Source organism: Rhabdaerophilum calidifontis (assembly GCF_008641065.1).
In the GTDB taxonomy this organism is placed as follows: domain Bacteria; phylum Pseudomonadota; class Alphaproteobacteria; order Rhizobiales; family Beijerinckiaceae; genus Rhabdaerophilum; species Rhabdaerophilum calidifontis.
Window position 1 is genome coordinate 482,314 of record NZ_VTRS01000001.1, and the last position, 17,103, is coordinate 499,416.

Sequence of the window (17,103 nt, forward strand, 5' to 3'; positions counted from 1 at the left end):
AACGCGGTAAAACAACGCCAAGAGCAAGAACGCGGGAGGTTCGACCATGAAAGCCGGGGCGCATCCGGGATACCACGCGACATACCAGGCCTGGCGGGAGGACCCGGAAGGGTTCTGGCTCGCCGCCGCCGCCGATCTCGAATGGATCGAGCCGCCGCGGACCGCGTTCGACCCGGCCGCCGGGATCTATGGCCGCTGGTTCCCGGACGGGATCTGCAACACCACTGCGAACTGCCTCGACCGGCATGTTGCTGCAGGCCATGGCGCGCGCAAGGCGCTGATCTACGATTCGCCCCTTGCCGGTGCCCGACGCGAGCTGAGCTATCGCGACTTGCTGCGCGAGGTCGAGATCGCCGGACACATGCTGCGGCGGCTTGGCGTTGCGAAGGGAGACCGTGTCATCCTCTACATGCCGATGGTGCCCGAGGCGGTGATCGGGATGCTCGCCTGCGCGCGGATCGGCGCCGTGCATTCGGTGGTGTTCGGCGGCTTCGCGGCGCATGAACTCGCGACCCGGATCGACGATGCGCGGCCGAAGGTGATCCTCGCCGCCTCCTGCGGGATCGAGCCGGGGCGGATCGTGCCCTACAAGCCGCTGCTCGACCGCGCGATCGACGAGGCGCGGCACAAGCCGGAATCCTGCCTCATCCTTGCGCGCGAGCAGGCCCCGGCGACGCTGGCGGCGGGCCGCGACCATGATTGGGCAGCGCTGCGGCAGGAGGTGATCGCGGGCGGCGCTGGCCCGCTGCCGCCCGAGCCGATGCACGCAACGGACCCGCTCTATATCCTCTACACCTCCGGCACGACCGGCCGGCCCAAGGGCGTGGTGCGCGATACCGGCGGCCACATGGTGGCGCTGCACTGGACGATGGGCGCGCTCTACGGCGTCGAGGCGGGCGATGTCTACTGGGCGGCCTCGGATGTCGGCTGGGTCGTCGGCCACAGCTACATCGTTTACGGCCCGCTGCTGAAGGGCTGCACCACGATCCTCTACGAGGGCAAGCCGGTCGGCACGCCCGATCCCGGCGCGTTCTGGCGGGTGATCGCCGAGCATGATGTCCGCGTGCTCTTCACCGCGCCGACCGCGTTCCGCGCGATCCGCAAGGAGGATCCGGACGGAGCGCATCTGAAGCGCTATGACCTTACGCGGTTCAAGGCGCTGTTCCTTGCCGGCGAGCGCGCCGACCCGGATACGGTCAAATGGGCCGAAGCGATGCTCAAGGTCCCGGTGATCGATCATTGGTGGCAGACCGAGACCGGCTGGGCGATCGCCGGCAACCCGCTCGGCCTCGGTCTTCTTCCCGTGAAGCACGGATCGCCAACGGTGCCGATGCCGGGCCATGACGTGCAGATCCTCGACGAGACCGGCCGCCCGGTCGCGCCCGGCACGATGGGGTCGATCGCGATCCGCCTGCCGCTGCCGCCAGGCTGCCTGCCGACGCTCTGGCAGGCGGACGAGCGCTTCCAGGACAGCTATCTCGCCGAATTCCCCGGTTATTACAGCACCTCGGATGCCGGCTATCGCGACGCCGACGGCTATCTCTTCATCATGGGGCGCACCGACGACATCATCAATGTCGCCGGCCACCGCCTCTCGACCGGCGGGATGGAGGAGGTGCTCGCCGGGCATCCGGCGGTGGCCGAGTGCGCGGTGATCGGCGCCCGCGACAGCCTGAAGGGCGAGGTCCCGCTCGGCTTCGTGGTGCTAAAGGCCGGCGTCAACATCGCCCCTGACACGATCGCGCAGGAATGCGTGGCGCGGGTGCGGGATCAAATCGGCCCGGTCGCGGCTTTCAAGACGGCGCTCGTCGTCGGGCGCCTGCCGAAGACGCGCTCGGGCAAGATCCTGCGGGGGACGATGAAGAAGATCGCCGATGGCGAGCCCTGGACCATGCCCGCGACGATCGACGACCCCGCGATCCTCGACGAGATCGGGGACGTCCTGAAACAGGCGCATCGCCCCGGCTGAGCGGATCAGGCGGCGGCCGGTGTGGCCGTCGCCAATCCGGCTGTTTCCGCGTCCCCGGGTTCGAGCGGCATGGCGAGTTCGGCACTGGTCGAGCCCGGCTCGGGCGTGTCGCTTGCCGGCTCCTCGCCGAAATCGTAGCCGCTCTCCTTGGGATCGGCCCAGGGATCGAAGACCTCGATCCCGAAGGGCACGAAGTTTCCGACATTGCGGGTCATGACCTTGAGGCCGTGGCGCTTGGCGGTGGCGGCGATCAACCCGTCGGGATAGGGCAGGCGCAGTTCCCGGCGCGCGGCGGAGGTCATGATCTGCCCCCAGAGGATCGCCGTCTCGTAATCGATGCCGTGCAGGTTCGCGCCCAGTTTGCGGCGGATTTCCCGCATCCAGCCGCGCACGCGGCGCTGCTTGAACTCCTCCGGCAGGCGCAGCACGCCGCCCTCCATGATCGCGAAGGTCACGATCGAGAGATGGATATCTTCCAGCCAGAGGTCATCGATGGCGCGGCGAACCCGCCAATAGGGGCGGCGCAGATGCAGTTCCCGCAGCACGCAGGTATCGATCAGGCAGGGCAAGGCAGCACTCCACAAATGCACTCAAAAGTAGCATAACTCGCCTATTGCTACTTTTTGGTGTATCCGGATATGCCGGCGGGATCAGCCCTCGGAATCGTCGTCGCGCCGCGTCTCCTTGAGGTTCGCGAAGACATGCTCGATATCGAGCTCGGCCTTCCGGCGTGGCGGCTCGGCGGCGGTCGTCATCTCGGCGGGGATCAGCGTCGCGCCGGTTTCCACAGGCGACGGCGCCGGCCGGTCCTTGGCGGAGCGGCTCACCTCGAGATCGAGGTCCATCTGCGTGCACAGCCCCAGCGTCACCGGGTCGAGCGGCTGGAGATTGCCCGAATTCCAGTGCGTGCGCTCGCGGACCGACTGGATCGTCGATTTGGTCGTGCCGACGAGGCGGATGATCTGGCTGTCTTTCAGCTCGGGATGGTTCTTGAGCAGCCATTGGATGGCGTTCGGTCGGTCCTGCCGCTTCGAGACCGGGGTGTAACGCGGCCCCTTGGTGCGCTTGAGATCGGGCAGCCGGACCTTCGGCTCCAGCACCTTGAGCCGGTAATCGGGATCGGCCTCGCCGCGCTCGATCTCCTCGCGGGAGAGCTGGCCGGCCTGCACGGGATCAAGGCCCTTCATCCCGGCCGCGACGTCGCCATCCGCGATTCCCTTCACCTCGAGCGGGTGCAGCGCGCAGAAGGCGGCGATCTGGTCGAAGGTCAGCGCGGTGTTCTCGACCAGCCAGACCGCGGTCGCCTTCGGCATGAGGAGGGTGGCCATGTTTTTCGGCTCCTGAGCGTTCGTCCGGCCTCTCGCGGGCCGAAATGCATGCGATTCTTCGTCCGCGCCGCCTTCCCCGGGCGGCCCGCAGCGAGAAAGTCTCGATGCCAAATTGGGAATATCGCTTTATACTGTTCGGAATTGAGCCATGCAAGCAGCGCCTGAAGGCCGCAAGGGAGCGACAGCATGTTCGAGGAGGAGAACCGTCCACGCAAAGCCGCCGCGCATGAAATCGGGCAGGATCTCGCGCCGCTCTCCGTTGCCGAGATCGACGCGCGGGTGGAGATGCTGAAAGCCGAGATCCAGCGCCTCGAGGCGGCGCGGGCGGGCAAGCTCGTCAGCCAGGCGGCGGCCGATGCGCTCTTCCGGTCCTGACGGGTGATCAGCGTGAAGGATGTGGAAATTCATAGGGTTACAGGAATGTCGCATGCATTTGATGAAAATTCTCCGAATTTAACGCGGCGTTAAGCGCTTCCGGTTAATCCTGAAACCGTTCCGGCTCGCCGGATCCCGAGTGGCTCCTGCCGCTCTGTTTGACGCCTCCCTGTTGGACTTCATCAGGACCGCTTCGGCGGTCCTTTTTTTGTCGCGCGCGTTAACCATTCCGGCACGGCCCTCGTTTCGACATCGAGGCTTGGTGTTAGTCTTGCAGAAACCCTCCGCATCGGCAGCGCCCGCCCCGGCGTGGCACAAGGAGACCGGAGATCCGACGATGCAGGACAAGACCCGCGAGCCCATGACAGGCATCGGCCCCCTTTCCCCATCCGAACACGAGGGTGCCGTCTCCTTCACGGAGAAGATGCTCGCCTCCGATGCGTTCATGACGCTGTTCCGCGAGGGGATGGCGCTGGTCGAGGCGACGGCCGCCTATCTCGACGGCGAGGGGCGGCAGCAATCGAAGATTCTCGACCGCACCATCGCGCTCGCCTATGCCAGCGAGAGCATGCGGCTCACCACGCGGCTGATGCAGCTCACGTCGTGGCTGCTGCTCCAGCGTGCGGTCAATGAGGGCGAACTCACCCGCAACGATGCCGAGCGCGAGCATCGGCGGGTGGTGATCGCCATGCCGGAATCGCGCACGGCGCCGGAGATCTTCCAGCAATTGCCGGCCCGGCTCCTGGAACTGATCGATCATTCCCAGCGCCTGCAGGAGCGCATCCAGCGCATTGATGCCGATCTCAAGGGCCAGCGCATGGCCGAGCCGCTCAACCCGGTCGCCGGGCAGATCGGCGCATTGGCGGCGGCGTTCGGCCGCGGCTGACGTCATCCGCCCACCGCATCCGCCGCTCATGCGAAAAGCCCGCCGGGGCGCATCCCGGCGGGCTTTTGTTGCGGGTTTTCGTCCGGTCGGCTGGCGCTGCGGTCGGGAACCGGCCGCTTACTTCTTCCCGAAGGTGAGGCCGCCGAATTTCGAGTTGAACTTCGAGACGCGGCCGCCGCGATCCATCAGCTGCTGGTTGCCGCCGGTCCAGGCCGGATGCGTCTTCGGGTCGATGTCGAGGTTGAGCGTGTCATTGGCGCTGCCATAGGTCGAGCGCGTCACGAACTCGGTTCCGTCGGTCATCACGACCTTGATGAAATGGTATTCGGGATGGATGTCGGCCTTCATCGCGCTCGCGCCTTTCGTCAAAAACCGGGCTGGCGGCGGCGGGATTTCGGCCGTCCGGACCCTCGGATCATGTTCGGAAGAGCGCCCTATACATGAGAGCGCTTGACGGGACAAGCACCGAGCGGCCAAACCTCGGCCGAAGCAGGCGGCCAGCCGCCACAGACAAGGATGCGCCCGGCATGACCGACGCGACGCTCGCGCAGGATGAGGCGAAACCCGGCCGCCGGCCACGCCTCGATTTCGGATCGCTCGCCCGGCTCGCCCCCTTTCTCGCGGCCGAGCGCGGTCGGATCGTGCTGGCGCTCGCCGCGCTGGCGGCCGCCGCGGCCATCACCCTCGCGGTGCCCCTTGCCGTGCGGCGGATGGTCGATTTCGGGTTCTCCGCCGATGCGCGCAGCCTTGTCGACGCCTATTTCGGGGTGATCGTGCTGCTGACGCTCGGCCTCGCGCTGGCTTCGAGCCTGCGCTATTATCTGGTGATGACCATCGGGGAGCGCGTCGTCGCGAGGCTGCGGACGGCGGTGTTCGACCGGATCATGCGGCTCGACGGCGCCTTCTTCGACTCCGCCCGATCGGGCGAGATCGTCTCGCGCCTCACAGCTGATACGGTGCAGCTCAAATCGACCTTCGGCGCCAGCGCCTCGATCGCGCTGCGCAACCTCATCCTGCTTGTCGGCGCAGTGGTGATGATGATCGTGACCTCGCCGACATTGTCCGCCTATGTGCTGCTGGCGATTCCGGCCATCGTGCTGCCGCTGGTCGCGGCCGGCCGCGGCGTGAGCCGCCGTTCGCGCGCGGCGCAGGACAGCCTTGCCGAGGCCGTGGCCTTCGCGTCCGAGCGCATCGGCGCGGTGCGGGTGGTGCAGGGGCTCGGCGGCGAGGCGGCGGCGGGGCGGCGCTTCGCCGCGGTGGTCGAGGCGGCCTATGACGCGGCGCGCGGCGCCACCACCGCGCGCGCCTGGCTGACGGGCGTGCTCATCTTCCTCGTTTTCGCGAGCATCACCTTCGTGCTCTGGACCGGCGCCAAGGCGGTGATCGCTGGTGAGATGACCGCCGGGCGGCTGTCGCAATTCGTGCTCTTCGCGGTGTTCGCGGCCAGCGCGCTCGGCCAGCTTTCCGAAGTCTATGGCGAACTTGCGCAGGCGAGCGGCGCGGCCGGGCGGCTGGCGGACCTGCTGGCGACCGAGCCGCGGGTGGTCGAGCCGGCAGCGCCGCTTGCGCCGATGCGGCCGGCGCGCGGCGCGATCCGGTTCGAGGGGATCCGCTTCGCCTATCCCGGCGCACCGGACCGGCCGGTCCTGGGGCCGCTCGATCTCGTGATCCGGCCAGGCGAAAGGGTCGCGATCGTCGGGCCGTCGGGCGCCGGCAAGACCTCGATCTTCCAGCTCCTGATGCGGTTCTACGACCCCGATGCCGGCGCCATCCTGATCGACGACGTGCCGGTGGCGCGGATGCGGCTTGCGGAGCTGCGCGGCCTGATCGCCATGGTGCCGCAGGATCCGGTGATCTTCGCCGAGACAATCGCCGAGAATATCCGCCTCGCGCGGCCGGAAGCCGATGACGAGGCCGTGCAGGCCGCGGCCGAGCAGGCGGCGGTGACGGCGTTCACCGCGCGCCTGCCGGAGGGGCTCTCGACCCTGGTCGGCGAGCGCGGCATCACGCTGTCCGGCGGTGAGCGGCAGCGGATCGCGATCGCCCGCGCCATCCTGCGCGACGCGCCGATCCTGATCCTCGACGAGGCGACCTCGGCGCTCGATGCCGAGAACGAGCGCGCGGTGCAGGCGGCGCTCGCGCGGGCCATGGCGGGGCGCACGGCTCTCGTCATCGCGCATCGGCTGGCGACGATCCGGGACGCGGACCGCATCCTCGTGCTGGATCGCGGCCGGATCGTCGAGGAGGGCACGCATGAGACGCTGAACGCCGCCGGCGGCCTTTATGCGCGCCTCGCCGCGCTCCAGTTCACCGCCGCCTGAGCGGGTGCGCGGATCAACGTTCGGTGAGCTTCAGCTCCAGGCGACGGTTGCGGGCGAGCGCTTCCGGGCTGTCGCCGAAATCGATCGGCGCGAATTCGCCGAACCCGGCGGCGACCAGCCGCTGCGGCGAAACGCCCTTCGAGGCGAGATAGCGCACCACGGCAATGGCGCGCGCCGAGGAGAGTTCCCAATTGTCCTTGAAGCGGCCGAGGCCCGATAGCGGGCGCTTGTCGGTGTGCCCGTCGATCCGCGCGACCCAGGCGATGTCGGGCGGGATCGTGCGCTCCAGTTCGCTCAGCGCGCCGGCCAGCTTGTCGAGCTCCTCCTTGCCGGCATTCTCCAGTTCATCGGCGCCCGAACCGAAGAAGATTTCCGACTGAAAGACGAAGCGGTCGCCGACGATGCGGACATCCGGCCGATTGCCGAGCACCGTGCGCAGCCGCCCGAAAAAGTCCGAGCGGTAGCGGCTCAGCTCCTGGACGCGCTGTGCCAGAGCGACGTTAAGCCGGCTACCAAGATCGGCGATCCGGACCTGCGCGTCCTTCTCGCGCGTCTCGGCGGTGGCGAGCGCGTTTTCGAGCGCCTGCAATTGCTGCCGCATCGCCGCGACTTGCTGGTTGAGCAGCTCGACCTCGCGCAGGGCGCGTGCGGCGATGTTGCGCTCGTTTTCGACCGCGCGGACGAGTTCGGAGGCGCGGTCCTGCTCGCGTCCGATCCCGGCGGCGATGCCGGCGAGGCGCTCGCGCTCGGCGCGCTCGGCCTCGAGCGTCGCGACCAGCGCGGTGAGGCGGCGCTCGCCCTCCTCCTTCGAGGTTTTCTCCAGCGCCAGGAGATCGGTCAGTTCGGCGATGCGCTGGTTGAGGCGCTGGAGGAAATCATCCTTGCCGGCGATCTCGCGGCTGATGAAGAACTGCCCGAGCATGAAGACGGCGAGCAGGAAGATGAAGACCAGCAGCAGGGTCGAGAGCGCGTCGACGAAGCCCGGCCAGTAATCGATGCCGCGCTCGCGGCCTCGGGTCCGTCCGAGCGCCATGTCACTCGCTCCGCTTCTCGCCGGCGGGCGCGGGATCGCGGGCCGGGGATGCGGGCCGCTCCTCCCGGGTGAGCTTCTCGAGCAACCGCTTGAGATCGGCCTGCTGGGCGGCCTGCGCCTCGACCCAGGTCCGGATCATCTGCTGCTCGTTGCGCATGTGCTGGACCATGGCCTGGATGCCCTCGGCGAGGCTGGCGATCGCCTGGCTGGCATTGCGCCCCGCCCCGGCTTCGCTCACCGCGCGCGAGATGCCGTCGAGCGTCTGGCGCAGTTCGGCGGGGGCGCCGCCGCCCGCGGGCTGGTCCTGAACGGTCGAGGAGAGCCATTCCTCGACCTCGTAGAAGAAGCGGCTCTGGGCCTGCCCGGCCTGGAGATCGAGGAAGCCCAGCGTCAGCGAACCGGCGAGCCCGAACAGCGAGGACGAGAACGCGATGCCCATGCCGCCGAGCGGCGCGGCGAGGCTGCGCTTCAATTCATCGAACAGCGTGTTGTTGTCGCCGGCGCTCGGCAGTTTCTCGATCACGCCGCCGATCGAACTCACGGTTTCGATCAAGCCCCAGAACGTGCCGAGCAGACCGAGGAACACCAGCAGCCCGGTGAGATAGCGCGCGAGTTCGCGCGATTCGTCGAGCCGACCGCCGATCGAATCCAGCACCGAGCGCAGGGTGAGGGTCGAGATGCCCGTCCGGCCGGCGCGGTCGCCGAGTAGCGCGGCCATCGGCGCCAGCAGCAGCGGCTCGGGCGGGGCGGGCCGGGTCTCGTCGGGATGGATGCGGCTGTTCACCCAGCGGATCTCGCGGAAGAGCCGCGTCACCTGCGCCAGCGAGAACACGATGCCGAGCAGCAGCACCAGCAGGATGACGCTGTTGAGCGCTGCATTCGCCCAGAAGGCGACGATGACCTGTTTCTGGATCACCAGCAGGATCAGCCCGGCCAGCACGAGAAACACGATCATGCGGAACAGGAAGAGCCCCGGAGAGGTCAGGGTTCGGCTGCCGCGCGGTTTTGCCATGCTTTCATCCTTGCCGTCGGATCCGCCCGGAATCACGGGCCTGCCCGCGCCGGTAGTCAAGACCGATAACACGCCGATGGCAATCTTGGATGAAAGGCGTTCAGGCCCGCGCCTTGGCGAGGAGGTGCAACAATTCGGCGTGGATCGCCTCGTTGCCGGCGGTGACGGCGCGGCCGTCGAAGATCGCGGCCGAGCCGTCCGGCGCGGTCGCGAAACCGCCCGCCTCGCGGATGAGCAGGATGCCGGCCGCCATGTCCCAGGGCGAGAGGTTGCGCTCCCAGAACCCGTCGAGCCGGCCTGCCGCGACAAAGGCGAGATCAAGCGCCGCCGCGCCCATGCGGCGGATGCCGGCGCAACGCGGCATGATGCCGGCAAGCTCGCGCACGAACAAAGCGGGGTCGCCGCGCCCGGCATGCGGGACGCCGCAGCCGATCACCGCCTCGGCCATATCCTTGCGCGGCGAGACGCGCAGGCGGAAATTGTCGCGGCTCGTCGGTCCCGTCGCGAAGGCGCCCTGTCCCTTCTCGGCGATGAACATCTCCTCGGTCGCGGGGTTGTAGACCAGCCCGGCGACGATCTCCCCATCCCGTTCGAGGCCGATCGAGATCGCGAATTGCGCGATTCCGTGCAGGAAGTTGGTCGTGCCGTCGAGCGGGTCGATGATGAAGCGATGGGTCTTGTCGCTGCCCTCAACCGCGCCCTCCTCCTCCATCAGGAAGCCGTAGCCGGGCCGCGCCTTCGACAATTCCTGGAACAGGATGCGCTCGGCGCGCTTGTCGGCCTCCGAGACGAAATCGCCCGGCCCCTTCTTGGAGATGGTCAGGCTCGCAAGCTCGGCGAAATCGCGCTTGAGGCCCTTGCCGGCCTTGAGCGCGGCGGCGGTCATGACATTCATCAGCGGTGAGCGCAGCATGGGGCGTTCCGGTTCGGAAAGGGGCGGGAAGGCTGTCGCGGAAATCGGCGCCGAAGGCAAGCCCGGTGGGCTCAGGGTGCCGGGGCGGGGCCGGCGGCGCGGGCCTTGGCCGCGCGGCGGGCGCGGGCGATCGTCTCCGCCGGGTCCGCCGTCTCGAAGAGCCAGGGGCCCAGCGCGATGAATTCCGCGCCGGTGGCGGCGAGCGGAGCGACCGATTCGAGATCCGGGGCGTAGGCGATGCAGGGCGTGTTGAAGATCGCGGCCCACCATTCCGCCCGCTCGACGACCTGCGCAAGCGGCGGCACCGAGCCGTCGCCGCGCGGCTCGCCGAACATCACGTAATCCACGTCCATCTCGCCGGCCTCCATCGCGTCGTGCCGCGCCTTGAGCCCGCCGATGCCGACGATCCGGTCCGGCTTCAGCGCCGCGACCGCCTCCGCGAGGCGTGGGCCGGGGGCGGCGACATGCACGCCGTCGATCCCGAGCCGGGCGACGAGGCGCGGATCCTCCGGCGCCTCGATCAGCAGGGCGATTCCCGCCTCCTGGACGAGCGGCCTCAGCGGCGGGATGACCCGTTTCGGATCGGCCTGCGGCGCGAGGCGCAGCAGCACGACATCCAGCGCTCCGGTCGCGATCACGGATTCGAGCAGCGGCCGGAAGGCCTGCGGGTCGGCGACGGGGGGCGTGATGAGGAAAAATTGCGGAACCATGTCAGAAGCATGCCATAAAAGACGACGAAGGGCGAATGCCGGCGGCACTCGCCCTTCGCGGACGGAAGGTGAGGGTGTTACGCGATCTTCGGGTCGAGATCGCCCGAGGCGTAGCGCTTCGCCATCTCGGCGAGCGGGACGATCTTCTTGATCTTGCCCGCCTGGCCGGCGGTGTTGAATTCCTCGAGCCGCTGGCGGCAGAGCCTGGTCATCGCCTCCATGGCCGGCTTGAGATATTTGCGCGGGTCGAACTCGCCGGGTTCCTCCGCAAGCACGCGGCGGATCTGCCCGGTCATCGCCATGCGGTTGTCGGTGTCGATGTTGATCTTGCGGACGCCGTTCTTGATGCCGCGCTGGATCTCTTCCACCGGGACGCCCCAGGTCGGCTTCATCTTGCCGCCGAACCGGTTGATGATGTCCTGCAAGTCCTGCGGCACGCTCGACGAGCCATGCATCACGAGATGGGTATTGGGAAGCTTGCGGTGGATTTCCTCGATCACATGCATCGCGAGGATCGCGCCGTCCGGTTTGCGCGAGAACTTGTAGGCGCCGTGGCTGGTGCCCATGGCGATTGCGAGCGCATCGACCTTGGTTTCCTTCACGAACTTGACCGCCTCGTCCGGGTTGGTGAGAAGCTGGTCGTGGCTGAGCTTGCCTTCGGCGCCATGGCCGTCTTCCTTGTCGCCCATCCCGGTTTCGAGGCTGCCCAGCACCCCGAGTTCGCCCTCGACCGAAATCCCGCCGAGATGGGCCATCTCGACGACCTTTTTCGTCACGCCGACATTGTAATCCCAGTCGCCCGGCGTCTTGCCGTCGGCCTTGAGCGAGCCGTCCATCATCACCGAGGTGAAGCCGGCCTGGATCGCGGTCATGCAGGTTGCCGGCTCATTGCCGTGGTCGAGATGCACGCAGACCGGGATATGCGGGTAGATTTCGGTCACCGCGTCCATCATGTGCTTGAGCATGATGTCGTGGGCATAGGCACGCGCGCCGCGGCTTGCCTGGATGATCACCGGCGCATCGACCGCATCGCAGGCCGCCATGATGGCCAGCGCCTGCTCCATGTTGTTGATGTTGAAGGCGGGAACGCCGTAATCATGCTCGGCGGCATGGTCGAGCAATTGGCGAAGGGTGATACGGGCCATGTCGTTTCCCTCTTATGGTAAGCCGGCTTATTTCATGAGCGCCTTCACGCCCGGCAGGTCCTTGCCCTCCATCCATTCGAGGAAGGCGCCGCCGGCGGTCGAGACATAGGACATCTCCTCGGCGGCATGGGCGGCATTGAGCGCCGCGACCGTGTCGCCGCCGCCCGCCACCGAAACGAGCCGGCCTGCATCGGTGAGGTTCGCGGCCTTGCGGGCGATGGCAACCGTGCCGGAATCGAAGGGTTGAAGCTCGAAGGCGCCGACCGGGCCGTTCCAGACCAGGGTGGCCATCCGGTCCAGTGCCGATTCGATCGCCGCCACGGATTTCGGGCCGATATCGAGGATCATCTCGTCCGGCAGGACATGCGAGACATCGCCGACGCGGTGATCGGCATGCGCCCGAAACTCTTTTGCTAGCAAAGCATCAACCGGCAGAAGGATTTCGCATCCAGAAATTCGGGCCTTCTCCTTGATCGCGCGGGCGGTTTCGGCGAGATCATGCTCGCAGAGGCTCTTTCCGACAGGGATGCCGCGCGCGGCGAGGAAGGTGTTCGCCATGCCGCCGCCGATGACGAGGCAATCGACCTTGGTCACGAGATTGCCGAGCAGATCGAGCTTGGTCGAGACCTTGGCGCCACCGACAATGGCCATCACGGGGCGCTTCGGATTGCCGAGCGCGGCGTCGAGTGCTTTCAGTTCCGCTTCCATCGTCCGCCCGGCATAGGCCGGCAGGGCATGGGCAAGACCCTCGGTGGAAGCGTGGGCGCGATGCGCGGCGGAGAAGGCGTCGTTGACATAGGCATCGCCGAGCTTCGCCATGGCCTCGACCAGGGCCGGCCGGTTCTTCTCCTCGCCGGAATGGAAGCGCGTGTTCTCGAGGCAGAGGATCTCCCCGTCGCGCAGGGCGGCGACGGCGGCTTCCGCCTCCTCGCCAACACAGTTCCGCGCAAAGGCGACGGGCTGGCCGAGCCGGCGGGCGAGTTCCGCCGCGACGGGGGCGAGGCTCTCGGCGGGGTTGGCGCGCTCGGCGAAATTCTCGCCCTTCGGCCGGCCGAAATGCGCGAGGAGGATAACCCGGCCGCCGCGCCCGGCGATATCGCGCAGTGTCGGCAGGATGCGGTCGAGGCGCGTGGCGTCGGTGACCCGCCCATCCTCCATCGGCACGTTGAGATCGACGCGCACCAGCACGCGCTTGCCCTTGGGCTCCAAATCGTCGAGCGTGCGGAAAGTGGTCATGGTCCTGGCCTCAATCATGGTCCTGGCCTCAATCATTCGGGAAGGCGGATGCCGGCGCGGATGGCGCGGAAATCCGCCAGCGCCGCCGCGAATTCGGCGCGGGTCGTGGCGCAGATCAGCGTCACGCGTCCTTTCGGCGTCTCCGCGAGCGAGACGAAGACGCGGACATTCTCGTGGTCCGGGCCGGCCTTGGGCGCAGCGAGCAGTTCGAGCCCGCGATAGCCCCGGAGGGTGAAGCGGCCCTCATCGGTGATGCGGAACACGAATTCGAACGCGGCCTTGGCGAGATTGACCCATTCCGGCCGCTCGATCAGCGCGTTGATCTCGGCGCGGGAGAGCTTGGCGTTGGCTTCGGCCTGCTTGAACCCTGCCTCGCAGAGATAATCCCCGGTGCCTGCCTTCGTCGGCCGCCCCGCGATCGGGTTCAGCCCGACCCCGATATCGAACTGCCGGCGATGGCCGGTCCGGGTGGCGGAATAGCCGGGAGGCGGCGCGAGGCCGAACCCCGTGGTGGCGTCGTCGAAGGCCGATGCGGCGCCCGCGGCCCCCAGCCCGGCAAGGGCGGCGGCGAGCGCGGCGACGCGCCTCATTTCGCGAGCCCCGGAAACAGCCTCAACACCAGCACGACGAGGATCGTCGTGGCCGCCGCCGTGACGAAGGCGGTGGCGATGAGCGCGGAGAAGCGCGGCACCTTGGCGACGGTTTTGCGCAGCCGCCCTACCTCGGCCGCGAGCTCGGCGGCGTCGACCCCGCGCGCCGCCTCCTCGACACGCTGGGCGGCGCGGTCGAGATTGTCCTGCGCGCGGCCGAACACCGCTTCATAGCGCGCGAACTTTTCCTCGATCCGCGCGGCCTTGTCCTCGATCCGCGACAATTGGTCGAGGGCGGAACGGGGAGCGGCCTTCGGCGCCGGTGCCGGCTCCGCGGTCGGATCAACCCCGATGCTCGGCTCGATACGATCGTTCATGGCCCGCTCCCGTGCTGCGGTTGTCGTCAGATCAGCTTCGCCATCGCCACCGCCGTGTCGGACATGCGGTTGGAGAAGCCCCATTCGTTGTCATACCAGGCGAGGATGGAGACCATCGTCCCGCCCATCACCTTGGTCTGGTCCATGTGGAAGATCGAGGAATGCGGATCGTGGTTGAAATCGACCGAGACATTCGGGTGGTTGGTATAGCCGAGAATGCCCTTGAGCGGCCCATCGGCCGCCGCCTTGATCGCCGCGTTCACCTCGTCCTTCGTCGTCTCGCGCTTGGCGAGGAATTTCAGGTCCACCACCGAGACATTCGGCGTCGGCACGCGGATCGCGATGCCGTCGAGCCGGCCGTTGAGTTCCGGCAGCACGAGGCCGACCGCCTTGGCGGCGCCGGTCGAGGTCGGGATCATCGACAGCGCCGCGGCGCGGCCGCGGTAGAGATCCTTGTGCATCGTGTCGAGCGTCGGCTGGTCGCCGGTATAGGAATGGATCGTCGTCATCATGCCGCGCTCGATCCCGACCGCCTCGTGCAGCACTTTCGCGACCGGCGAGAGGCAATTGGTGGTGCAGGAGGCGTTGGAGACGACGAGATGATCCTTCGTCAGCTTGGTGTGGTTGACGCCGTAGACGACCGTGAGATCGGCGCCATCCGCCGGAGCGGAAACGAGCACCCGCTTCGCGCCGGCCTCGAGATGCGCGGCCGCCTTGTCCCTGGCGGTGAAGATGCCGGTGCACTCCATCGCGATGTCGACCCCGAGTTCCCGGTGCGGAAGCTGGCCGGGATCGCGGATCGCGGTGACCTTGATCGGGCCGGTGCCGACATCGATCGTGTCGCCCGCCACCGTCACCGTGCCGGGAAACCGGCCATGAACCGAATCGAACCGCACGAGATGGGCATTGGTCTCGACCGGCCCGAGATCGTTGATCGCGACGACCTGAATGTCCTTGCGGCCCGATTCCACGATGGCGCGCAGCACGTTGCGGCCGATGCGCCCGAACCCGTTGATCGCTACCCGAACCGTCATTTCATTCTCCTGGCCCTTATGGGCATGCCCGTCCCCACGCCGAGTGCGTGGATGGGCCGTGCCGATCAGCGCTTCACGCGCTCCATAGCCGCCGCGACGATCGCCTCGGCGGTAATTCCGAAATGTTGGTAAACCTTGGCGGCCGGGCCCGAGGCACCGAAGCCGCTCATGCCGATGAAAATCCCGTCGGTGCCGATGATCGCGTCCCAGCCCATGCGGATCGCGGCTTCGCAGGCGATCTTCACCTTCGCGCGGCCGATGACCTTCTTCCGGTAGGCCTCGGGCTGGGCAAGGAAGCGGTCGAGGCAGGGGACGGAGACGACACGGGCGAGGATGCCGAGCCGCAGCAGCTCGGCGCGTGCCCGAACCGCGAGGCTCACCTCCGAGCCGGAAGCGAAGATCGAGACCTCCGCCCGGCCATCGGCGCCCAGCAATTCGTAGGCTCCGAGCGCGGAGAGGTTGCGCGGCCCCGCATCCTTGCGCAATTGCGGCAGGTTCTGGCGCGTTAGCGCGAGAACCGACGGGCCGGACTTGTTCTGGAGCGCGCAATCCCAGGCCTCGGCGGTTTCGGTCAGGTCGCAGGGGCGGAACACGTCGCAATTGGGAATGGCGCGCAGGGCGGCCAGATGCTCCACCGGCTGATGCGTCGGGCCATCCTCGCCGACGCCGATCGAATCATGCGTCATGACGTAGATGACGCGCTGGTTCATCAGCGCCGAGAGGCGGATTGCGGGCCGGCAATAATCCGAGAAGACGAGGAAGGTGCCCGAGGCCGGGATCAGCCCGCCATGCAGCGCCATCCCGTTCATCGCCGCGGCCATCGCATGCTCGCGGATGCCGTAATGCACGAAGCGGCCGGAGAAATCGCCCGGCTTCACCACGCCCATGTCGCGGGTGCGGGTGTTGTTCGAGCCGGTGAGATCCGCCGAGCCGGAGATCAGTTCGGGAATGGCGGGAGAGAGCGCCTCGAGCGTCAGCTCGGATGCCTTGCGGGTCGCGATCTCCTGCGGCGCCGCAATCGCCGAGGCCTTCACGGCCCTGATCGCCCGGGCATGGGCCTTGGGCAGGGCGCCGGAGAGGACACGCTCGAATTCCGCCCGGAGCTTCGGCCGGGCATGGTCGAGCCGCAGCGACCAGGCCTTGCGGGCGGCGCTGCCGCGCTCGGCCGTCGCACTCCAGAGGCGGACCACCTCGTCCGGCACCGCGAAGGGGCCGTGCGGCCAGCCGAGCGTCTCGCGCGCGCCGCGGATCTCCTCGGCGCCGAGCGGGGCGCCGTGGGCCGCGGATTTGCCGGCCTTGTTCGGCGCCCCGTAGCCGATCGTCGTCACGCAGGCGATCAGGGAGGGGCGGTCCGCGGTCTTGGCGCGCTCGATCGCGGCGGAGATCGCCGCAGGATCGTGGCCGTTGATGCGCTCGGCGCGCCAGCCGGCCGCCTCGAATCGCCGGAGCTGGTCGGTGCTGTCGGCGAGGCTCAGCGGGCCGTCGATCGAGATGCCGTTGTCGTCGAAGAGCACGATCAGCTTGTTGAGCCGCAGATGGCCGGCAAGGGTGATCGCCTCCTGGCTGATCCCCTCCATCAGGTCGCCGTCGGAGGCGAGCACATAGGTGTGATGGTCGACGAGCTTCTTCGTGAAGCGGTGCTGGAGGAAGCGTTCCGCCATCGCCATGCCGACGGCGTTGGCGAGCCCCTGCCCCAGCGGGCCGGTCGTCGTCTCGACGCCGGGGGTATGTCCGAATTCCGGATGGCCCGGTGTCCGGGATCCGAGCTGGCGGAAGGCCTTGAGGTCGTTGATCGTCACGCCCTTGACGCCGATCAGGTGCAGCAGCGCATAGAGCAGCATCGAGCCGTGGCCGGCCGAGAGCACGAAACGGTCGCGGTTCGGCCAGGCGGGATCGGCGGGATCGAAGACGAGGTGGTCGCGGAACAGAACGGTCGCGATATCTGCCGCGCCCATCGGCAGACCGGGATGGCCGGATTTCGCCGCCTCCACCGCATCCATGGAAAGCGCGCGAATGGCATTGGCCATCGCGTCGTGCTGCGCGCGATTGAACATGGCGTTCCTTCGTTCCGGAGCCTGTTGCGATTGGCGCCTTCGTTAGCGATCCGCGGCCCCGAGTCAATCAAGTCGCGCCGAATTGCGCCCTGCTTGTGCGAAAACCCGGCACGCGCCTAA

17 protein-coding genes are annotated in these 17,103 nt (G+C 67.9%); 4 read left to right on the plus strand and 13 right to left on the minus strand.

What is annotated here, in order from left to right; genetic code table 11:
- Positions 1–46: 46 nt before the first annotated feature.
- Positions 47–1,969, plus strand: coding sequence for a propionyl-CoA synthetase (locus FWJ24_RS02330; RefSeq protein ID WP_150286157.1), 1,923 nt, complete (start codon positions 47–49; stop codon positions 1,967–1,969).
- Positions 1,970–1,974: 5 nt separating this feature from the next.
- Here the strand turns inward: FWJ24_RS02330 and FWJ24_RS02335 are convergent, their stop codons facing one another.
- Together FWJ24_RS02335 and FWJ24_RS02340 are read right to left on the minus strand one after the other, a co-directional pair.
- Positions 1,975–2,538, minus strand: coding sequence for a PIN domain-containing protein (locus tag FWJ24_RS02335; protein ID WP_166443561.1), 564 nt, complete (start codon positions 2,536–2,538; stop codon positions 1,975–1,977).
- 81 nt (positions 2,539–2,619) lie between these two features.
- A complete protein-coding gene (locus tag FWJ24_RS02340; protein WP_150286159.1) occupies positions 2,620–3,297 on the minus strand; it encodes a DUF1013 domain-containing protein in 678 nt (225 codons plus the stop codon).
- 186 nt (positions 3,298–3,483) lie between these two features.
- Between FWJ24_RS02340 and FWJ24_RS02345 the strand changes: the two genes are divergently transcribed.
- Positions 3,484–3,672 (plus strand): DUF1192 domain-containing protein, encoded by a 189-nt coding sequence (locus FWJ24_RS02345; RefSeq protein ID WP_150286160.1) that lies wholly within the window; start codon positions 3,484–3,486, stop codon positions 3,670–3,672.
- Positions 3,673–4,009: 337 nt separating this feature from the next.
- Complete coding sequence (gene rcdA / locus FWJ24_RS02350; RefSeq protein WP_246155475.1) at positions 4,010–4,558, plus strand: protease adaptor protein RcdA; 549 nt, start codon at positions 4,010–4,012, stop codon at positions 4,556–4,558.
- A 117-nt stretch (positions 4,559–4,675) separates the two neighbouring features.
- On the opposite strand, the gene rpmE is transcribed toward rcdA, so the two are convergent.
- Positions 4,676–4,906, minus strand: a complete 231-nt coding sequence (gene rpmE / locus FWJ24_RS02355; RefSeq protein WP_150286161.1) for a 50S ribosomal protein L31 — start codon at positions 4,904–4,906, stop codon at positions 4,676–4,678.
- Between the two features lie 179 nt (positions 4,907–5,085).
- Between rpmE and FWJ24_RS02360 the strand changes: the two genes are divergently transcribed.
- Positions 5,086–6,879, plus strand: coding sequence for an ABC transporter transmembrane domain-containing protein (locus FWJ24_RS02360; protein ID WP_150286162.1), 1,794 nt, complete (start codon positions 5,086–5,088; stop codon positions 6,877–6,879).
- A 13-nt stretch (positions 6,880–6,892) separates the two neighbouring features.
- Here the strand turns inward: FWJ24_RS02360 and FWJ24_RS02365 are convergent, their stop codons facing one another.
- From FWJ24_RS02365 to tkt, 10 genes are all read right to left on the minus strand, one after another.
- Complete coding sequence (locus FWJ24_RS02365) at positions 6,893–7,912, minus strand: peptidoglycan -binding protein (RefSeq protein ID WP_150286163.1); 1,020 nt, start codon at positions 7,910–7,912, stop codon at positions 6,893–6,895.
- A 1-nt stretch (position 7,913) separates the two neighbouring features.
- On the minus strand, positions 7,914–8,924 hold the full coding sequence (locus FWJ24_RS02370) for a flagellar motor protein MotA (protein ID WP_150286164.1): 1,011 nt from the start codon (positions 8,922–8,924) through the stop codon (positions 7,914–7,916).
- A gap of 100 nt (positions 8,925–9,024) precedes the next feature.
- Positions 9,025–9,837, minus strand: coding sequence for an inositol monophosphatase family protein (locus tag FWJ24_RS02375; protein ID WP_150286165.1), 813 nt, complete (start codon positions 9,835–9,837; stop codon positions 9,025–9,027).
- Between the two features lie 71 nt (positions 9,838–9,908).
- Positions 9,909–10,547: a thiamine phosphate synthase gene (locus tag FWJ24_RS02380; protein WP_150286166.1), complete on the minus strand. Its 639-nt coding sequence runs from the start codon at positions 10,545–10,547 to the stop codon at positions 9,909–9,911.
- Positions 10,548–10,624: 77 nt separating this feature from the next.
- Positions 10,625–11,692 carry a class II fructose-bisphosphate aldolase gene (gene fba / locus FWJ24_RS02385; RefSeq protein WP_150286167.1) on the minus strand — a complete coding sequence of 356 codons (1,068 nt, stop codon included), beginning with the start codon at positions 11,690–11,692 and terminating at the stop codon, positions 10,625–10,627.
- Positions 11,693–11,719: 27 nt separating this feature from the next.
- Positions 11,720–12,928 carry a phosphoglycerate kinase gene (locus tag FWJ24_RS02390; RefSeq protein ID WP_150286631.1) on the minus strand — a complete coding sequence of 403 codons (1,209 nt, stop codon included), beginning with the start codon at positions 12,926–12,928 and terminating at the stop codon, positions 11,720–11,722.
- A gap of 32 nt (positions 12,929–12,960) precedes the next feature.
- On the minus strand, positions 12,961–13,518 hold the full coding sequence (locus tag FWJ24_RS02395) for a hypothetical protein (RefSeq protein WP_150286168.1): 558 nt from the start codon (positions 13,516–13,518) through the stop codon (positions 12,961–12,963).
- Positions 13,515–13,895, minus strand: coding sequence for a hypothetical protein (locus FWJ24_RS02400; protein ID WP_150286169.1), 381 nt, complete (start codon positions 13,893–13,895; stop codon positions 13,515–13,517). The genes FWJ24_RS02395 and FWJ24_RS02400 overlap by 4 nt, the downstream gene beginning before the upstream one ends.
- Before the next feature lie 26 nt (positions 13,896–13,921).
- Positions 13,922–14,929 carry a type I glyceraldehyde-3-phosphate dehydrogenase gene (gap, locus tag FWJ24_RS02405; protein WP_150286170.1) on the minus strand — a complete coding sequence of 336 codons (1,008 nt, stop codon included), beginning with the start codon at positions 14,927–14,929 and terminating at the stop codon, positions 13,922–13,924.
- Positions 14,930–14,994: 65 nt separating this feature from the next.
- Positions 14,995–16,983, minus strand: a complete 1,989-nt coding sequence (gene tkt / locus FWJ24_RS02410; RefSeq protein ID WP_150286171.1) for a transketolase — start codon at positions 16,981–16,983, stop codon at positions 14,995–14,997.
- Positions 16,984–17,103: the final 120 nt, after the last annotated feature.